This is a genomic window from Sphingopyxis sp. NFH-91, from assembly GCF_021401285.1.
GTDB lineage: Bacteria > Pseudomonadota > Alphaproteobacteria > Sphingomonadales > Sphingomonadaceae > Sphingopyxis > Sphingopyxis terrae_A.
Map to the genome: position 1 here is coordinate 58,928 of NZ_JACBGA010000010.1, position 16,146 is coordinate 75,073.

Below are 16,146 nucleotides of genomic sequence, written 5' to 3' on the forward strand. Positions count from 1 at the left end.
GCGGCCGCTTACCCCCCGCAGCGGCCGCCGGACCTTTTTTCAATCCCATCGAAGGAGAAATTCCATGGAAGACAAGGATTATGCCCTGCTTCGCATCTACACCGACGAGATGGCGGTCAGCGGCGACAAGGCGCTGTTCGAGGTCATTCTCGAAAAGGCGAAGGCCCATAAATTGCTCGGCGTCACGGTGCTGCGCGGGCGCGTCGGCTTCGGTCACTCGAACCTCGTTCATGCGACGAGCTTCCTCGATCACAATTATCCGCTGATCGTCGAAATCGTCGACATGCCCGCAACGCTGCGAAACTTCGCGGCGCAGCTTCACCAGCTGAAGGGCATCGGGGCCATGACCCTGCTGCCCGTCGAGCTCCTCTGAGCATGCGGCGCGCCTGACGCCATGCTGACCGAATTGGCCGCCCTGCATCCCTGGAGGCGGCCACGCCGCGGGCGCCTTGCCCTGGACCCGCCCGCGGCGAAACTTTTCCCGGCGAACTGAAGCCGGCCCACCCCCTTTGAGGACCCCCCGATGTCGTTTCCAGTCCCCCGACCCCCAGCAACCCGGCACCGCGCGCTGCGCCTGTTCTGCGCTCCTTTTGTGCTGCTCCTCACCGGCGCCTGTTCGGAGCCGCCCGAGGGCGGCAATTATCGCGACATCGCCGCCGGGGCGGAGCGCAGCCAGGAACATTTCCGCTGCACGGACGGATCGCGGCTCCTCGCCGACTTCTCGGCCGACCGCCGCGATTTGCGGCTTCGGTGGAACGAAAGCGAGACGGTGATCGCGCTGTCTGCGCCGGCCCCGAACCTGACCTTCGTCGGCGAGGACATGAACATCCTGTTCCGCGAGGACCGCGCCTTCGTCGAGCAGGTCGACGCCCCGAAGCGGTCGTGCAGGCGCGTGGACTAGCGGCCGGTTCAAACCTCCCCCAAGCTGAAAGGGTCATACCCCATGATATTCGGAAAACGGGTCGTTCTGGGCCCGATCATGCCGCCTGATCTCACGAGCCTGTTCCAATGGACCGACAGCGCCGAAGACGCGGCAATCAACGGCACCTATCGCCCGCCGAGCTGGAACGAGCAGGAGGAGTTCTGGCTCCTTCAGCAGGATCCCTCGCGCATCTTCTTCGCCATCAGGATCAAGCCGCGCTCGGAGATCGCCGGCTATATCCAGATACGCGAGATCGAGCCCGTGCACCGGTCGGCCAAGATCGGGATCTGGATCGGCGAGGCTGCCGAGCGCGGCAAGGGCATCGGCTTCGAAGCCCTCGAACTGGCGATCGACTATTGCTGGCGCCAGCTCAATCTCCGGCGGCTCACACTCGAGGTCTTCGCCCATAACGAGGCGGCAATCCGTCTCTATGCGCGGTCCGGGTTCGAGCGCGAGGGCATGCTGAAGTCGGCCCAATATGTCGAAGGGGCGTGGATCGACATCGTGCTGATGGCGCTCCAGCGGCCGGGAGGGTGACGTCCATGTCCCCGTCCTCGGCTGTATCCTTCGCCGTCCCTCCAGCCTCGCCCGATGGAGCGCGGCAATGATGGAGTTTCGGCGCGAGCATGATCTCGCCTTCACCCCGGGGCAGGTCTGGGCGGTGCTCCTCGATTTCGAGGGCCATCGCCAGTGGAACCCCTATGTCAGGCTCGAGCTCCTCCACAGCGATCCGATCGCGCTGCGATACTGGCTGCGGATGGCCGTGCGCTCGTCGTTGGTGGCGAACGACACCCGCACATGGCAGTTGTCGAGGATCGCGTTGTTCGGCCCGTAAGCCTTCTCGATCTGATTGAGGCTCTGCGCGATTAGGAAGCTCTGGATGCCGTAGCCGGCCATGAACGCCAGCGCGCTCTCGAAGAAGTCGAGCCGCCCCAGCGCCGGGAACTCGTCGAGCATCAGGAGCAGGCGATGGCGCGATTTGCGCGCCTGTAAATCTTCCGTCAGCCGCCGGCCGATCTGGTTGAGGATCAGGCGGATCAGCGGCTTAGTGCGCGAGATGTCGGACGGCGGCACGACGAGATAGAGCGTCGCCGGTCGTGCGCCCTCGACGAGATCCGCTATGCGCCACTGACAGGTGCGCGTGACCTGCGCGACCACAGGATCGCGATACAGTCCCAGGAACGACATGGCGGTCGAGAGTACGCCGGATCGCTCGTTGGCCGATTTGTTGAGCAGCTCGCGGGCGGCGCTGGCGACCACGGGATGAACGCCGGCCTCGCCGAGGTGCAGCGTCGTCATCATCGCGCGCAGCGTGGACTCGATGGGCCGGCGCGGGTCGGACAGGAACGCGGCGACACCGGCCAGCGTCTTGTCCTCGCCGGCATAGAGGACATGGAGGATCGCACCGACCAGCAACGCGTGGGAGGTCTTTTCCCAATGGTTGCGCTTTTCGAGACTGCCTTCGGGATCGACCAGCACGTCTGCGACATTCTGCACGTCGCGGACTTCCCACGCGCCCTTGCGGATTTCGAGCAGCGGGTTGTAAGCGGCCGACGCGGCATTGGTCGGATCGAACAACAGCACCCGCGCGTGCCGGCTGCGGAAGCCAGCGGTGAGCTGCCAGTTCTCGCCCTTGATGTCGTGAACGATGGCCGAACCCGGCCAAGTGAGCAGTGTAGGGACCACGAGGCCGACACCTTTGCCGCTCCGCGTCGGCGCGAAACACAGCACATGCTCAGGACCGTCATGGCGCAGATAGTCAGGACCAAGCCGCCCAAGCATGACGCCATTCAACCCTAGCAGTCCGGCGGCGCTGACTTCCCTGCGGGTTGCCCAGCGCGCCGAGCCGTAGGTCTGCGCATTCTTCAGCTCGCGTGCGCGCCAAACCGACATGGCGATGGCAACGACGATCGCGGCGAAACCGCCCGACACGGCGATGAAGGCTCCGGTCTGGAATATCTCCGGCGCATAGGCATCGAACGAGAACCACCACCAGAAAAAGGCCGGCGGCGGATAGACGGGCCAGTCGCCCAGCATAAACCACGGCGCTCCAAGCTCGGGCTGATAGGCGAGCGCCGTGGCCGTCCATTGCGTCGCGCCCCAGACGGAGGCGAGCACGATCAGAAATACCGCGAAGATCTGGCCCCATAGGATCTTTGTCGCAGACATAGCGCTAAGATCGGAGGGCGTCGGTTATGGAATCAAGCCGCGACTTTCCGAATGGAAAGCCTAGCGCAGAAATACAGGGGATGGCGTAGCTGTACGGACAGCAATGCTGGAGGTATCGCTACTCCCAAACGCGCGGTAATAAACAAGCAGTCAAGCTACCCGAGCATCACGCCGTTACGCCGCTTACTAAGAACGGCCATGCAGCTGGCGAAAATCTGTCGCTGTTTCTCCACCGGAAAGGCCTTCTCTGCATCGTCGGCGGGGAACCAGCGCGCATCGGCTACCTCCTTGGCCTGGAGGCACAAAGGGATATTCTTGTCGATCCTGCAGGAGAACATAACCGCGTCCTGGCCATCATGGTCAAGCGCGCGTTTCGCCTTGTGTTCCGGCGAGTAGATGAAGCGGTTCGTCACGGGAATCTCTTCAAGATCGACGTCCAGGCCGATACCGAGTTCCTCGGAAAGCTCCCTGCGCATCGCGGCGACTGGCGATTCTCCATTCTCGACCCCGCCACCAGCGAGCGTCCATTCGCCTTCGCGATAGCCATGCGGGCGCACCAGCAGGACTTCATCGTCGTCGTTGATCACTACGGCGCGCACCTTGCGGCGCAGCCGCATCCCATCGGCTTCAATATAGGCTGTCATGGCGTGCAGGATGGCAGCCTAAGGTTGAACTATCGTAAATCGCTGTCTTCCGCGGTTCCGAATGCTGACAGGGCAATCGCATTTTCCGCTGCGCATTGGCACAAGAACTTCGCGCAATGCAGCCGGGCGCAGCTGACGCCCCCTCAGTCAAACCCGGCGATGGCCATACTCGCGGCGGGAGATCTCGTGGGCGGCATAGGCCAGAAGCAGCGCGGCGAGCACGCACCAGCCGGACATCCAAAGAAGCTGTTCTGGCAGGCTGACGCCGAGATCGATCAGAATGCCCGTGAGGCCGGGGCCGAGCGCGGTAGCCAGCACCATTGCGGATACCGTCATGGCTCGGATGCCACCAAGATTTGCGACGCCATAAACCTCCGGCCACAGCGCACCTAGCAATGTCGAGGTGAAGCCGTTGCTGATGCCCAGCAGGAACATGAAAACATAGATGCCCCAGAGCGGCGTTATTAGCGCGGCAGTGGCAGAGGAGACCGCCAGCGGTGCGAGAAACCAGGGCAGCAGTCTGATCGCGCCCAAACGGTCTACCAGATGGCCGCAAACGAACCCGAAAATGATTGTCGAGACTGCCATCACCGGAAAGGCTGCGGCGAAGCTGATCGCGTCATAGCCGCGCAGCGCGATGAAATAGCCCTGATGAAAAAATATGGTAGTCCCGATGAAGGGCGGTGCGAGCGTGCCGGCGAGGAGTAGATACAGCATCGGATCGCGCGCAACCTCGCTGCGGCTCCAGTCGCGCGCGGTCCTTCCGGCTGCCATCGCTGATTCCCTGGCATGCGGAACGCGTTCGACACGGGTCAGAACAAGCAAGCTCGGGCAGGCGAGAACCAGCAAGGCGGCGGACGCAACCCAGGCCGCCTGCCAGCCGAGCGAGTCGCTGACAAGGACATAGGCGATGGGCAGCAGCGCCGTTCCGGCCTGAAGTCCCGGCGTCACGATCGCCATGGCAAGACCACGGCTCGCAACGAACCAGCGGCCCACCTCGGTAAAGGCGATTTCCGTCATCATGCCTTGGCCAAACAGACGGAGTAGAAAGATCGCCACGACCAAGACCGCAATATGCGGCGCGAATGCGAGCAGCAAACAGGCGAGCGCCAGCAATGGCATGACAAAGCGTGTAACCTTCCAGCCCGGCATCAGGTCAAGGCTTCGGCCAAGCCAGGGCAGGACTGCCGCGCTCGCCAGGGTCGCGGCCATGTAGATCAGTCCGAATGCACCGCCGGAAAGGTCGAACCGCACACGAAGTTCATTGCCAGCGAGGCCGATAAAAAAGGTCTGGCCGAAAGATGAGAGCATCAACAGCAGGAAGCCTCCGGCAAGCCAACGAAAATTATCACGAAGAAAGCGCAACTGTTCCTGCACCACTACCTCAATGGCCAATTGCCAAGGGCGCGGGATTCGCGCCATCAGCAAGCGGCTATGCAACTGGCCTTCGGGAAAGACTGGATCTGCCCTGTCGTGTCGCGGCTATGCGCGGCAGCAACCGCGCGAACTCCTTCGCCACCAGAATCCAGTCAGGTCAAGGCGGCATCCACGGTTTGTGCGGGAAGTCGTTACGCCGTCAGCCTGGCTTGATTATTCCCGCCCGCGCATAGCATGGCATGAAGGATGCTCGACATTTGTGATCATTGCATTGGGTGACCCAGATGGAAGACCTGGCCATAGCGGCCACCAAGCGAAAGGCAGCATTACATTCAGCCCAGATATCCGACAGCCTCTGCAATCACCCGATGCCGAGGCGGCGCGAAATGTCTAGCGTCCTGATATGGTTGCGATCGCCTTGTCCTTCTCGTCGAGCGCGCTGGTGATTAATTACAATCCAGACGGAGGCTGAGACTGTGTTATTCGGATTCGCTTCTTTTCCTCAATCTCCGAACCTCAGCCCTTGGCGCGGCCGGGGAAAGGGATCACATTGCTCTGACCGCCCAAGCCGACCGCTGGTTCCCCGTTGGCCACCCGTTGGTGTTCGTCTTCCTCTATAACTAGTTTGTACGCGCGGATGTGAATTGGGTCTGACTTGATCCATGAATCCAATCCGGCCCAATCATCGAAATTCTCTGCTTTTCGGCGACGAAGCCAACGGCTAGCGGCATTTACGACATCGGTCGGCAAATCGGTCAACGATTTCTCCATGAGAGCGGACAACTCCCCGGACAGCACCTGTGGGCGGAATCGCCTGGCAAATGTGCGCGCCCAGGTGCCTGATCGGCACGACACGCCGCCTAGCGACCACAGACGGTCGGAAATGAGATTGTCCGCAGTTATATAAGGCACGACGGTGTGCGTCGGCGCTATGGTGGCCCGGCGGATAAGCGGCCGGGATAGCCATCCGGAGTTTCACCGGATCCTAGCGTATTGGGAGAAATCCTATCCAGATTGATGCGAGCATGCAAGTGGGGCAAGCCCCCCCGAAAGGAAGCCAATCACGCTGTTCGCGGGATGGAACTCATGGCGTAGAGCGCATGGGAACGGCGTCGAGCAGTGCATCCCGGCTCTGAGAAGCGCAGGGATCAGTCGATAGACGCGCGCCTGACGCTCCAAAGCGATCGCGGCCAAGTCCAGACAGGCCCGGACGATCTCCTGCTCTACCTCGCTCGGTCCCCGTGCCTCCCGGAAATATAGGGCGAATGCGCCCAACACCATGCCGCTGCTGCCGACAATCGGATTCGACCAGCAGGCGGCAAGACCGGCATGAAGCGCCTCGGGCCGGACAATCTCCCACCGGGGGTCAGTTGCAATGTCGGTTACAGAAACGGGCTGGTTGTGAAAGACGGCCGAGCCGCACAATCCTGCCATCGGCCCCGCTGGCACACCATCAATCAGAGCTTTGAATTCGTCCGACAGACCAGGGGCAGCGATAGTCTGCAGCAACCCGGCTACATCCGTTGCAACGATCGAGCAGAGCGCCTCTGGAATTCGCGCTTCGATTTGAAGGCAAAGCTGTTCCATGGTCAATTTCAGAGGATCGCCACGGGCGATCATCTCTAAAATCGTCTTCTGAAGCAGCAGCATCGCCCATCTCGGTCACGCAATTTACAAATCGCGGTTGAGAATAGCATTGCGGGGTAAAGTCGATCTTAACGGGCTAGCGATCCGAGCCAAGGAATTCGAGATTGGTCGCCGACATTCGGCCATCTCTCCCTTCCTTCAGGTCGAAGCTCCAACGCTGGCCTTTCTTGATGGCTTCCAAACCGGCTTTTTCGACCTCGGAAAGGTGCAGAAAGACCTTCGGCTGCTTGTCATCGCGCGAAATGAAGGCCCAGTCGCCATCGGGGCCGATATATTTGACGGTTCCGGATGGCATGGCTGGGTTCAGCTCTCCCTTGCACACTCGATGCAGGTCGTGACGGCAGGATTGTGTTCGAGCCGGGCAGGCGCGATCTCATCGCCGCATTTAAGGCAGTAGCCGAATTCGTCTTCGTCGATGCGCCGCAGCGCGGCATCGATGGCGGCGCGTTCGGTTTGCCGGCGCCGCGCCTGGGCAAGAGCCATCGCCTGGACCTGCATCGCGTCGATGCGCGAAAGCCGACCCACGCTATCCTGATCCAGAGTCACGGGTGCGCGGTCGGCCTGCGACATCTGGTCCTCGGCGAGAAGTTCCTCGCGCCGGGCGAGGAGCTTTTCACGAAAGCGAGCAAAGTCGAGCGCCATGTTACCGCACGAGCAGCACCGGCACATGGACGGTGCGAATCATTGTCGTCGTGGTGCTGCCGACAATCAGGGTGCGGATGGGTGAATGGCCATAGGCACCCATAACCAGCATGGCCGCCGAGGTCTGTTCGACGACCTTGGCGATGACCGCTTCGGGCTTACCGCGTTCGAGCGTTGTCGTAATCTCCCGCTCCGCACCAAGACGCGCTGCGGCACCGTCCAGCGCACGCCGGTGAGCCTCATTGTCCGTGTCGGCCATGACGATGTTGACGGGCAGGCCGGTGAAGAGGGTGGACTCGACAAGTCGGCCCAGCGCCCGGTCGGCGGCGGGGCTGGCATCATAGGCAAAGACGATATTGCGCGGCTCTGCATATTCGCGCGACGCCACCAACACCGGCTTGGTACTGGCACGCACCACCCGCTCGATCTTCGATCCGATATGACCGGTGGCGAATTCATGGCTGGCGCCGCGCTTGCCGATCACCACCACGCGGGCGCCTTCTTCGCGTTCCAGGATCGTCTCGACGATGCCGCCGTGACGATGGAGCGTGCGAACGTCGAAAGCACCGCCGTCGCGCAGGCGCTTATCGCCTGCGGCCAGAAGCAGGCGGCCGCGTTCCACCTTGAGCTTCGCGTCGGCAGCCTCCAGCTCAACCAGCTCTTCCATCAGGCTGGTTTTCACTCCCAGCCCGATAGCGCCGGACAAGTCGTGGCGGGCAGCAACCGCATCGCTGCGCTGAACCACATGCAGCAGTTCCACCGGCATCTGCAGACGCTCGGAAGCCCATGCGGCAAGATCGCAAACGCTGTCGGCGTAGCTCGACGCATCAATACATGCGAGGACGTGTTCCATAGTGCTGATCCTCTCAATGCCCGCCGAGTTGCGCTTCAGCGCCCGGCTTGTCGTGTATTGCGAAACGATTGATCATCGAAGCGCTGGCTTCGTTGAGCCCGACCATTTCGACTTCGGTACCCTCACGGCGGAATTTCAGGATCGCCTTGTCGAGCGTACCCACCGCCGAAATATCCCAGAAGTGGGCTTGTGACACGTCGATCACAACGCGGTCCAGAACTTCCTTGTAGTCGAACGCTTCGACGAAGCTTTCCGAAGAAGCGAAGAAAACCTGGCCGGAGACGTTATAGCGCCGCGAGAGGCCATCGGCGGAAAGCTCCGACTCCACCGTGAAGATGCGCTTCACCTTGCTGGCGAAGAACAGCCCCGACAGGATCACACCGGCAAGAACGCCCTGCGCCAAATCGTGCGTCCACACCACGATCACCACAGTCACGACCATCACCACGGATGACTGCCACGGATGGTGGCGGATGTCCTTGAGCGAACGCCATGAGAAGGTGCCGATCGAGACCATGATCATGACTGCAACGAGTGCGGCCATTGGGATTTCGGCTACTATCGGTCCCAGAACGACAATGAGGAATAGAAGGACCACTCCGGACATGAAGGTCGAAAGGCGCGTAAAACCGCCCGACTTTACGTTGATGACCGACTGTCCGATCATCGCGCAGCCGCCCATGCCGCCCAGGAAGCCGGTGAAGAAGTTAGCGATGCCCTGTCCCTTCATCTCACGCTGTTTGTCGGATGGGGTATCGGTCAGATCATCGACGATTTGGGCGGTCATCATGGATTCGAGCAGGCCGACCGCTGCCATGGTCAGCGAGTAAGGCAGGATGATCTGGAGTGTTTCCAGCGTGAATGGTACATTCGGGATCAGCCAGGCTGGCAGGGAAGACGGGAGTTCGCCCATGTCTCCAACGGTACGGACATTGAAGCCTGTGTAGTAAACCAGTGCGGTGAGAATGACGATCGCCACCAGCGGCGAGGGCACTGCCTTGGTCAGATAAGGGAACAGGTAAATAATCGCGAGACCGCCCACCACCAAAGCGTAAGTCAGCATCGGCACGCCCGTGAGTTCGGGCAATTGCGCCATGAAGATCAGGATCGCCAGTGCGTTGACGAAACCGGTAATGACGGAGCGCGAGACATATTGCATCAGCATGTTCAGGCGCAGGAAGCCAGCAACAAGCTGGATCACGCCCATCAGGATCGTGGCGGCGAACAGATAATCGACGCCGTGGTCCCGGATCAGCGGCAGCACCAGAACGGCAATCGCGGCGGTCGCGGCCGAGATCATGCCCTGCCGGCCGCCGACTAGTGAGATGATCACTGCAATGGAGAACGAGGCATAGAGGCCGACGCGCGGATCGACGCCGGCGATGATTGAGAAGCCGATGGCTTCGGGAATGAGAGCAAGCGCAACGACGATACCCGCGAGAACGTCTCCTCGGGGGTTCGATAACCACTCTCGCTTGATAGATTGCATGTTTGGCATGAATACCCCGGTAAACTTAAACGAGAGACAGTTCGCGATCGTTGACCGATGATCTTGAAATATCTCGGCTTTTGCGATCGTGATCGGTGATGTAATCGCGGGTCAACGGCACAGCATCGGCCCGCTTTGCTAGCTGAATCTGGAAGTTCATATGCCCCTGCGCGCGGAAAGCGGATTCGCTGGTCGCCAGATAGAACTCCCACATGCGACAGAAACGCTCATCATAGAGTGCTGCAATTTCCTCACGACGATCCGAGAAGCGTCTGAACCAGTGAACCAGTGTTTCGGCGTAGTGCAGTCGCAGAATTTCTACGTCCGTCACCCATAGCCCGGACCGCTCGATCGCGGGCAGTACCTCCGACAGCGCGGGGATATAGCCTCCAGGGAAAATGTATTTGGCGATCCAGGGGTTCGTTATGTCCGGCCCGTCCTTGCGACCGATCGAATGGATGACCGCGACGCCATCATCAGCAAGCAGGTTTGCAACTTTTCCGAAGAACTCGTCGTAGTTCGGCACCCCCACATGTTCGAACATTCCGACGGAGACGATCCGGTCAAAGCTTCCGGTCACATCGCGATAATCCGTGAGTGCAAAGCGGACCTTGGTTCCGGCGCTCCGCTCGGTGGCGATGGCGAACTGCTCTTCGGAAAGCGTGACACCATGAACTTCGACGTCGGCCGCGCGCGCGATTTCGAGTGCCATTCCGCCCCAACCGCTACCGATGTCCAATACCGAGTGCCCGTCCTTGAGAAGCATCTTGCCGATCAGATGTTGCTTTTTCGCTAGTTGAGCCTCTTCGAGCGAGTAGTCTGGCCTAGCGAAATACGCGCAGCTGTATTGCAGGTCATCGTCTAGAAACAGGCGGTAGAGATCGGAGGACAGATCGTAATGATGCGCGACATTACGGCGCGATGCAGCACGATTATTGGCCTGTTGCATGGCGCGAAGGATGCGTAGTTTGAGAGTTCCTGCCGTCGTCCTGGAAAAGGCAGCCGCCTCTTGGTTCCGGAAAATTACGTCGAAGAAGGATCGTATGTCGCCGGACACAATGGTCAGCGCGCCGTCCATATACGCTTCGCCGAGCGCGAGATCCGGATTAGCCGCTATCTTCGCCGCGCCTTCCGCAGTGACGCCAATTACGACCTCCGGCCCCGTGCCGTCGCCAAAGCGCAAGGTTTGTCCGGTGCGACTGCTGAGAAAGGACAAGGTGCCTCGCTGCACGATCTTCTCGATCAATGCGGCAAGCACGCGCGGAGGATGAATGAACGCCTGATTGTGCTGATTGTTGTGAGCTAACACGCTCGCCATCTATATAACCCCCATTAGCTCAGCATGACGAGCCGGCAGACGCGCCGAAACGAGTCGTCCGAAGAAACATGCCGAAGATGAATGACAGGCGCTGCGAGGCGATCTCGTGTCGATCGCGATCGCGCTGCCTGGTTTGCGGTTACCCCGGGGATAGGCGCCGGGCCGAGCCACTCGGCAGAACCGAGTCCAGCGGATGACGGTGCCGGTACGCGAGTTCCGCTCCTGCCGCAAGTGCGAACATGCAATTTCTTGCAAGTCAAATATCTGCGAAGCGTTTAGTCTGTCTTGGATGACCACGATGTTCGAAGAAATCGACTGGCGGGAGACGCCTATTGGCGAGCTGGTGCTGCGGCGCCGGCGGCTGCACGCCGACGGCGAAGACATATGGGAAATCAAGCTCAACGGCGGCTATCTCATGTCGAGCCAATTCGTCGAGGGGGAGATCGCCTTGACCCATCTGGCACTCGCGATGGCCGATGGCGACGCGCTCGACGTTGTCGTAGGCGGGCTCGGCCTTGGCTATACAGCCCAGGCCGCCCTCAATGATCCCCGGGTCGGCCGGCTAACAGTGATCGAGCTGATCCCGGAAGTGATCGAATGGCACCGGCAACGCCTGCTGCCCCTGGGAGAGGCCGTGGCGGGCGATGCACGATGCCGTTTGCAACAGGGGGATTTCTTCGCGCTAGCCGCGGAGGCGGGCGGCTTCGACGCCTGCGCCCCGAACAAGCTGCATGACGCGATCCTGATCGACATCGATCATTCGACCAAACATTTCATCGACGATGCGAGCGCCAGCTTCTACAGTGAAACGGCCATTTTCACGATCGTGCAGAAGCTTAAACCGGATGGTGTCCTTGGCCTGTGGTCCACCGATGCGGAAGATCAGGGCTTTGTCGCAGCGATGCAAGGCAGCTTGCGAGATGTCCGGATCGAGCGGGTGGAGTTTCCCACTCCGTATCGGGAGGAACCTGCCTTCAACCTAATCTATCTCGGTCGTAGACCGTGAAGCTATGACTTAAGTCATTTTCAGGCCCGGCAGAGTGCGACCAGTCAACGCAGCAGGCAGACGGATTGTAATACCGAAGCGACACTGCAGCCGTCAGCGGGCGAGATGGGCTTCTGCGGCAGTGACGAAAGCCCCCCGAAATCGCCAAGGCTCATCTGCATCGCCGTTGAGAGCTATCGTCTCGGCGATGAGGTCGAGCGCCGCTGGAGCGCTTCCGGTTCCCTTGGGCAGCGGCACTGAAAGGATGTCCGCCAAGGCCCTTGCCAATCGCACGAGGTCGCGGATCAACGCATCTTCTTCGGCTCCCGATCGACGCTGAATCTGCTGAGGCGAAACCTCGGGTCCGTCGCGCAAGACTTCCAAAAGATGGTGCAGTGGTCCGGTAATCGTGCGCGAAGCCAGAGCCAGCGCCAGTTCGAGTTCTTCAGGGGATGGAAGGTTGCCCTCGCGACGTTTGGCCCTGCTTTCGAAATCACGGTCGATCTGGCTCTTCAGATCATCGAGCGCGCCATCGAGATCCGACCCACTTCCTGTGAAGACACAGGTTTTTCCAGCGTAAGCGACCGCGGAGAATCCATCTCCTCTCTGGCCAGCGATTAACCGGTAGTGCCGGTAGGTTTCGTCGGTGCTTCTGCGCACCGGAACTCGGCTGGTGCTTGAAACGGGGGCGGTGGAACCGAGCAATAGTAATCTCCTTCGCAGACCATGTGTACGGCAGGCGAACGAGACTGGCGGCAAACCCCCACTATCGGGTTTCCCTGGCGATACCCCCGGTTTCGAGCTTGCTGCCAGGAGCGAACTCCCGGGAGCACGCAAGGACGATTGTCCGAGCCGTGTCTCGAGCGCTTGCGCAAGCTTTCGACCGGGATGCTATGCTGGAAATTGTGAAGCGTGCGCTTCGCGCCAAAACGGCATCCGTTGGCGAGCCCATAGGCTCTGCAAGCCGCCTTGTGTAGCCCTCGATTGGTGATGGGGTGACATTACGGCCGGATTGCATTACTTAGGCACCACTTTTCCGGCGATCGTGCATCACCGGATCGGGTTTCCGATCATTTAGACGGATTCTCGCGAAACACGGAGGTCTTGGCCTCGACGGCATGCAGCCGGCGACGCTGAATATCTCCAGGCTCCGGCCGAATCGCGAGATAACCAGCGTCTCCCGGCCGCAAGGCCGGTCAGTCCCCTGCATGCCTGCGGCAAGTCTCTGCAGGAGACATGGATGTTAATCGATCAATCATCAACGTCACTCGTTCCGGAGAGCGCGGGCTCGAACACTGCCGGAATACAACCCCTCGCCCGACGCACATTCGCCATCATTTCACACCCGGACGCCGGTAAGACCACGCTGACGGAAAAGCTGCTTCACGAAGGCGGCGCCATCAGGGAGGCAGGCGAGGTTTTCTCCAAGGGCAACAGGCGCCGCGCGCGCTCGGACTGGATGGCCATCGAACAACAGCGCGGCATCTCGGTGACGAGCTCGGTCATCACTTTCGAGCATGAGGGCATCCGGTTCAACCTGCTGGATACACCAGGCCACGAGGATTTCTCGGAAGACACCTATCGCACGCTGACCGCCGTAGATTGTGCGGTGATGGTGATCGATGCGGCGAAGGGCATCGAAGCCCAGACGCTCAAGCTGTTCGAGGTTTGCCGTCTACGCAATATCCCGATCATCACATTCATCAACAAGATCGACCGCGAAGGCCGCTCGCCTTTCGAGCTCCTCGATGAAATTGGCGACAAGCTCGCGCTCGATACGGTTCCCATGTCCTGGCCGATTGGCATGGGCGGCATGTTTCGCGGGCTTTACTCATTCGAAGAGAAACGCGCCTGGCTGGTCGACAAGATCGGGGGCGCGCTCTGTCCCACCGTCATCGACGTGACCGGGCTCGATGACCCGAGACTGCTGACCGGCATCGCCGAACAGACGCGGGATTCGTTGCTCGAAGACGCAGCGCTCGCGGCCGAGGCCTGTCCCGGCTTCTCATCATCGGCATTTCAGTGTGGGGATCTCACTCCCGTCTATTTTGGCAGTGCGCTTCGCAAATACGGCATTGGCTCGCTGCTCTCGGCGTTGATCCGTCATGCGCCACCGCCGCAGCCGCAACCGGCATTGCCCGAGCCAATAGAGCCGTCAGCCTGCGATGTTTCCGGGTTCATCTTCAAGATGCAGGCAAACATGGATCCCAACCATCGCGATCGTGTCGCTTTCATGCGGGTGTGCTCGGGTACGCTCAAACGAGGCATGAAGCTCGGCAACAGCCGCACCGGCAAGAAGCTTGGTCTGCACAACCCAATTTTCTTCCTGGCGCGCGATCGTGAATTGACCGAGGAAGCGCGACCGGGCGACATTGTCGGAATTCCCAATCATGGCACCTTGCGCGTCGGTGATACGCTAAGCGAGCGCTCCGGTATTATCTTCACCGGCCTTCCCGACTTCGCGCCGGAAATCTTACGACGGGTTCGCCTCGATGATCCCATGAAGATCAAGCAGATGCGAAAGGCCCTGCTCGATCTTGCCGAAGAAGGCATAGCGCGCGTCTTCCGCCCTCTCGTCGGTTCCAACTGGGTCGTTGGTGTCGTCGGCGCGCTGCAGCTTGAGGTGATCTCGACGCGTTCCGAGGCGGAATACGGCCTCGCCATCGGGTTCGAGCCGACAATGTACGAGACCGCGAGGTGGATCGACATTGCAGATGAGGCGCTTCGCAAACGTTTCATCGCCACCCAGCGCGCCAATCTCGCCGAAGACGGGGACGACGCTCTCGTCTTTCTCGCACGCAACGGTTGGGAACTCGAACGTCTGGAAAAGGATTGGCCCGATGTCCGCTTCCTTGCAGTCCGCGAACGCATCCGTGCGTCGGAGGTTACATGACGAAACTGAACACGAAAAACCTGCTAGATCGGGTTCTAGTGGCGAAGCCAAACGCCACCCCCGACGACGTAAGACGATTAGCCCCTGCGCTGTCGCAACTGCCCGATGGCGAACTCGCTGCGCGGATCGCAAAAGCGCAGCGCCGGAAGGAGCGTGGAGCCGGCAGCCACTAAACCAGGTACGGAATAGACAAAGGAGAACCAATGGATCTGAACGAACTCTTCCATCGCCATCAACTGGCGCTGATAGCCTTCAGTGAAACTTGCTCGCTCGCCGCGCGCGCTGCTGCTGCGCGCTCGGCAGACGAATATGCCGCGAGAATCCACAAGGGCCGGCCTGAGCAGGCTTGCTATCCCGCCGTCCTCAGCGTGCGGACCTTGCTGGCCTTGACTCCTCAGTCTTGAGTTACACCAATCGCAAATCATCATCTGCGAGCGGCGGTCGGTTCCGCCCGCCACTCGCCGGGCTGCAGATTACCCAATCCCAGCGCCGATACTCCACCGCATGGGTCGCAGCGTCGGGTGGCCGATAGCCGCCGTGATGCCGGTTGCATCCTTCCTCGATTGTTAGACGTCACTCTCCACCAAGTTTCTGCGATGGCGGATCGGCGGATCGCGCGGCCAGAGTTCCGGCGCATCGATAGGGCTTGTTGAACAGGATCAACCTCCTGCCTTGGCATCTCACTGCCGACGCTGTGATTTCTCAAAAACGATGCTGTGGATCATCGTCCAACGTGGCCCCCCGGCAGAAAGATTGTCCGACAGCCGTCGTGAAGCTCATGACCGACAAGGCTAGAAGACAGCTCCCCCTGTCACTCACATGATCGCTGGTCCACGACTGCGCTGATAAGCGCTCGCAGGACGGCCAGGGGAACCGTGGGCGCCACCGAGCTGTGTCGTCTATCCCCAAGACTGACCGTTGCGCTAGGAAATATTCCGCATACATCATAACCAACACGCAACTGCCAGTGAGGAAGGAGTTGCGCACTGAGACGCCTACTCTCTGCGGCACTTGAGGTAAATTCTGCCGGCTCGATCTCAAATAACTCGGCTATCGAGGCGTCGATTTGCTTATCGGAACCCGAAACGTTAGCGTCCGCGCTCGTGGTGTAATTTCCGGTGTAGGCGATGGTGTATTCCGGGGTGGGGCATGCCCCACCCCGGAATGCGGCGTCGCTGGTGGCCACCGGGTTCATCGTTATGGTGGA

The 16,146-nt window shown here is 60.5% G+C and carries 18 protein-coding genes, 1 pseudogene and 2 other annotated features; of the genes and pseudogenes, 7 read left to right on the forward strand and 12 right to left on the reverse strand.

What is annotated here, in order from left to right:
- Positions 1-64: 64 nt before the first annotated feature.
- The 3 genes from L0963_RS17540 (at position 65) to L0963_RS17550 (ending at position 1,459) form a co-directional block, all read left to right on the forward strand.
- Complete coding sequence (locus L0963_RS17540) at positions 65-373, forward strand: DUF190 domain-containing protein (RefSeq protein ID WP_234180907.1); 309 nt, start codon at positions 65-67, stop codon at positions 371-373.
- 150 nt (positions 374-523) lie between these two features.
- Positions 524-901, forward strand: a complete 378-nt coding sequence (locus L0963_RS17545; protein ID WP_234180909.1) for a hypothetical protein — start codon at positions 524-526, stop codon at positions 899-901.
- 42 nt (positions 902-943) lie between these two features.
- The gene (locus tag L0963_RS17550) at positions 944-1,459 is read left to right on the forward strand and encodes a GNAT family N-acetyltransferase (protein WP_217372979.1); all 516 of its coding nucleotides are present in this window, start codon (positions 944-946) and stop codon (positions 1,457-1,459) included.
- A 216-nt stretch (positions 1,460-1,675) separates the two neighbouring features.
- Here the strand turns inward: L0963_RS17550 and traG are convergent.
- The 10 genes and pseudogenes from traG to L0963_RS17600 all read right to left on the reverse strand — a co-directional run.
- Positions 1,676-3,091 (reverse strand): annotated as a pseudogene (traG, locus tag L0963_RS17555) (IncP-type conjugal transfer protein TraG); the annotation flags it as partial.
- A 155-nt stretch (positions 3,092-3,246) separates the two neighbouring features.
- Positions 3,247-3,735, reverse strand: a complete 489-nt coding sequence (locus L0963_RS17560; protein WP_234180911.1) for an NUDIX domain-containing protein — start codon at positions 3,733-3,735, stop codon at positions 3,247-3,249.
- A 147-nt stretch (positions 3,736-3,882) separates the two neighbouring features.
- The gene (locus L0963_RS17565; RefSeq protein ID WP_234180913.1) at positions 3,883-5,157 is read right to left on the reverse strand and encodes an MFS transporter; all 1,275 of its coding nucleotides are present in this window, start codon (positions 5,155-5,157) and stop codon (positions 3,883-3,885) included.
- Positions 5,158-5,628: 471 nt separating this feature from the next.
- The gene (locus L0963_RS17570) at positions 5,629-5,871 is read right to left on the reverse strand and encodes a hypothetical protein (RefSeq protein ID WP_234180915.1); all 243 of its coding nucleotides are present in this window, start codon (positions 5,869-5,871) and stop codon (positions 5,629-5,631) included.
- Between the two features lie 174 nt (positions 5,872-6,045).
- Positions 6,046-6,101, reverse strand: a sequence feature (sul1 is cis-regulatory element that is thought to sense ions involved in sulfur or methionine metabolism; They are found in Alphaproteobacteria).
- A 16-nt stretch (positions 6,102-6,117) separates the two neighbouring features.
- The gene (locus L0963_RS17575) at positions 6,118-6,762 is read right to left on the reverse strand and encodes a GAF domain-containing protein (protein ID WP_234180917.1); all 645 of its coding nucleotides are present in this window, start codon (positions 6,760-6,762) and stop codon (positions 6,118-6,120) included.
- Between the two features lie 73 nt (positions 6,763-6,835).
- The gene (locus tag L0963_RS17580; RefSeq protein WP_234180919.1) at positions 6,836-7,054 is read right to left on the reverse strand and encodes a cold-shock protein; all 219 of its coding nucleotides are present in this window, start codon (positions 7,052-7,054) and stop codon (positions 6,836-6,838) included.
- Positions 7,055-7,062: 8 nt separating this feature from the next.
- Positions 7,063-7,401: a TraR/DksA family transcriptional regulator gene (locus L0963_RS17585; RefSeq protein WP_234180921.1), complete on the reverse strand. Its 339-nt coding sequence runs from the start codon at positions 7,399-7,401 to the stop codon at positions 7,063-7,065.
- A 1-nt stretch (position 7,402) separates the two neighbouring features.
- Positions 7,403-8,254 (reverse strand): universal stress protein, encoded by an 852-nt coding sequence (locus tag L0963_RS17590; protein ID WP_234180924.1) that lies wholly within the window; start codon positions 8,252-8,254, stop codon positions 7,403-7,405.
- Positions 8,255-8,267: 13 nt separating this feature from the next.
- A complete protein-coding gene (locus L0963_RS17595; protein ID WP_234180926.1) occupies positions 8,268-9,752 on the reverse strand; it encodes a SulP family inorganic anion transporter in 1,485 nt (494 codons plus the stop codon).
- 16 nt (positions 9,753-9,768) lie between these two features.
- A complete protein-coding gene (locus tag L0963_RS17600; RefSeq protein WP_234180929.1) occupies positions 9,769-11,061 on the reverse strand; it encodes an SAM-dependent methyltransferase in 1,293 nt (430 codons plus the stop codon).
- Positions 11,062-11,198: 137 nt separating this feature from the next.
- Positions 11,199-11,252, reverse strand: a sequence feature (sul1 is cis-regulatory element that is thought to sense ions involved in sulfur or methionine metabolism; They are found in Alphaproteobacteria).
- A gap of 98 nt (positions 11,253-11,350) precedes the next feature.
- Between L0963_RS17600 and L0963_RS17605 the strand changes: the two genes are divergently transcribed.
- Positions 11,351-12,067, forward strand: a complete 717-nt coding sequence (locus L0963_RS17605) for a hypothetical protein (protein ID WP_234180931.1) — start codon at positions 11,351-11,353, stop codon at positions 12,065-12,067.
- A gap of 93 nt (positions 12,068-12,160) precedes the next feature.
- Here L0963_RS17605 and L0963_RS17610 read toward each other — a convergent pair whose 3' ends face one another.
- Positions 12,161-12,751, reverse strand: a complete 591-nt coding sequence (locus tag L0963_RS17610) for a hypothetical protein (RefSeq protein WP_234180933.1) — start codon at positions 12,749-12,751, stop codon at positions 12,161-12,163.
- Positions 12,752-13,286: 535 nt separating this feature from the next.
- Here L0963_RS17610 and L0963_RS17615 point away from each other — a divergent pair.
- Genes L0963_RS17615 through L0963_RS17625 form a run of 3 tightly spaced genes read left to right on the forward strand, consistent with a single transcriptional unit; the run spans position 13,287 to position 15,343 of the window.
- Complete coding sequence (locus tag L0963_RS17615; RefSeq protein ID WP_267960767.1) at positions 13,287-14,939, forward strand: peptide chain release factor 3; 1,653 nt, start codon at positions 13,287-13,289, stop codon at positions 14,937-14,939.
- Positions 14,936-15,112 carry a hypothetical protein gene (locus tag L0963_RS17620; RefSeq protein WP_234180935.1) on the forward strand — a complete coding sequence of 59 codons (177 nt, stop codon included), beginning with the start codon at positions 14,936-14,938 and terminating at the stop codon, positions 15,110-15,112. Before L0963_RS17615 ends, L0963_RS17620 begins: the two co-directional genes overlap by 4 nt.
- A gap of 30 nt (positions 15,113-15,142) precedes the next feature.
- Positions 15,143-15,343 (forward strand): hypothetical protein, encoded by a 201-nt coding sequence (locus L0963_RS17625; protein WP_234180937.1) that lies wholly within the window; start codon positions 15,143-15,145, stop codon positions 15,341-15,343.
- Between the two features lie 407 nt (positions 15,344-15,750).
- Here L0963_RS17625 and L0963_RS17630 read toward each other — a convergent pair.
- The coding region (locus L0963_RS17630) for a hypothetical protein (protein WP_234180939.1) at positions 15,751-16,146 on the reverse strand (396 nt) is incomplete at its 5' end.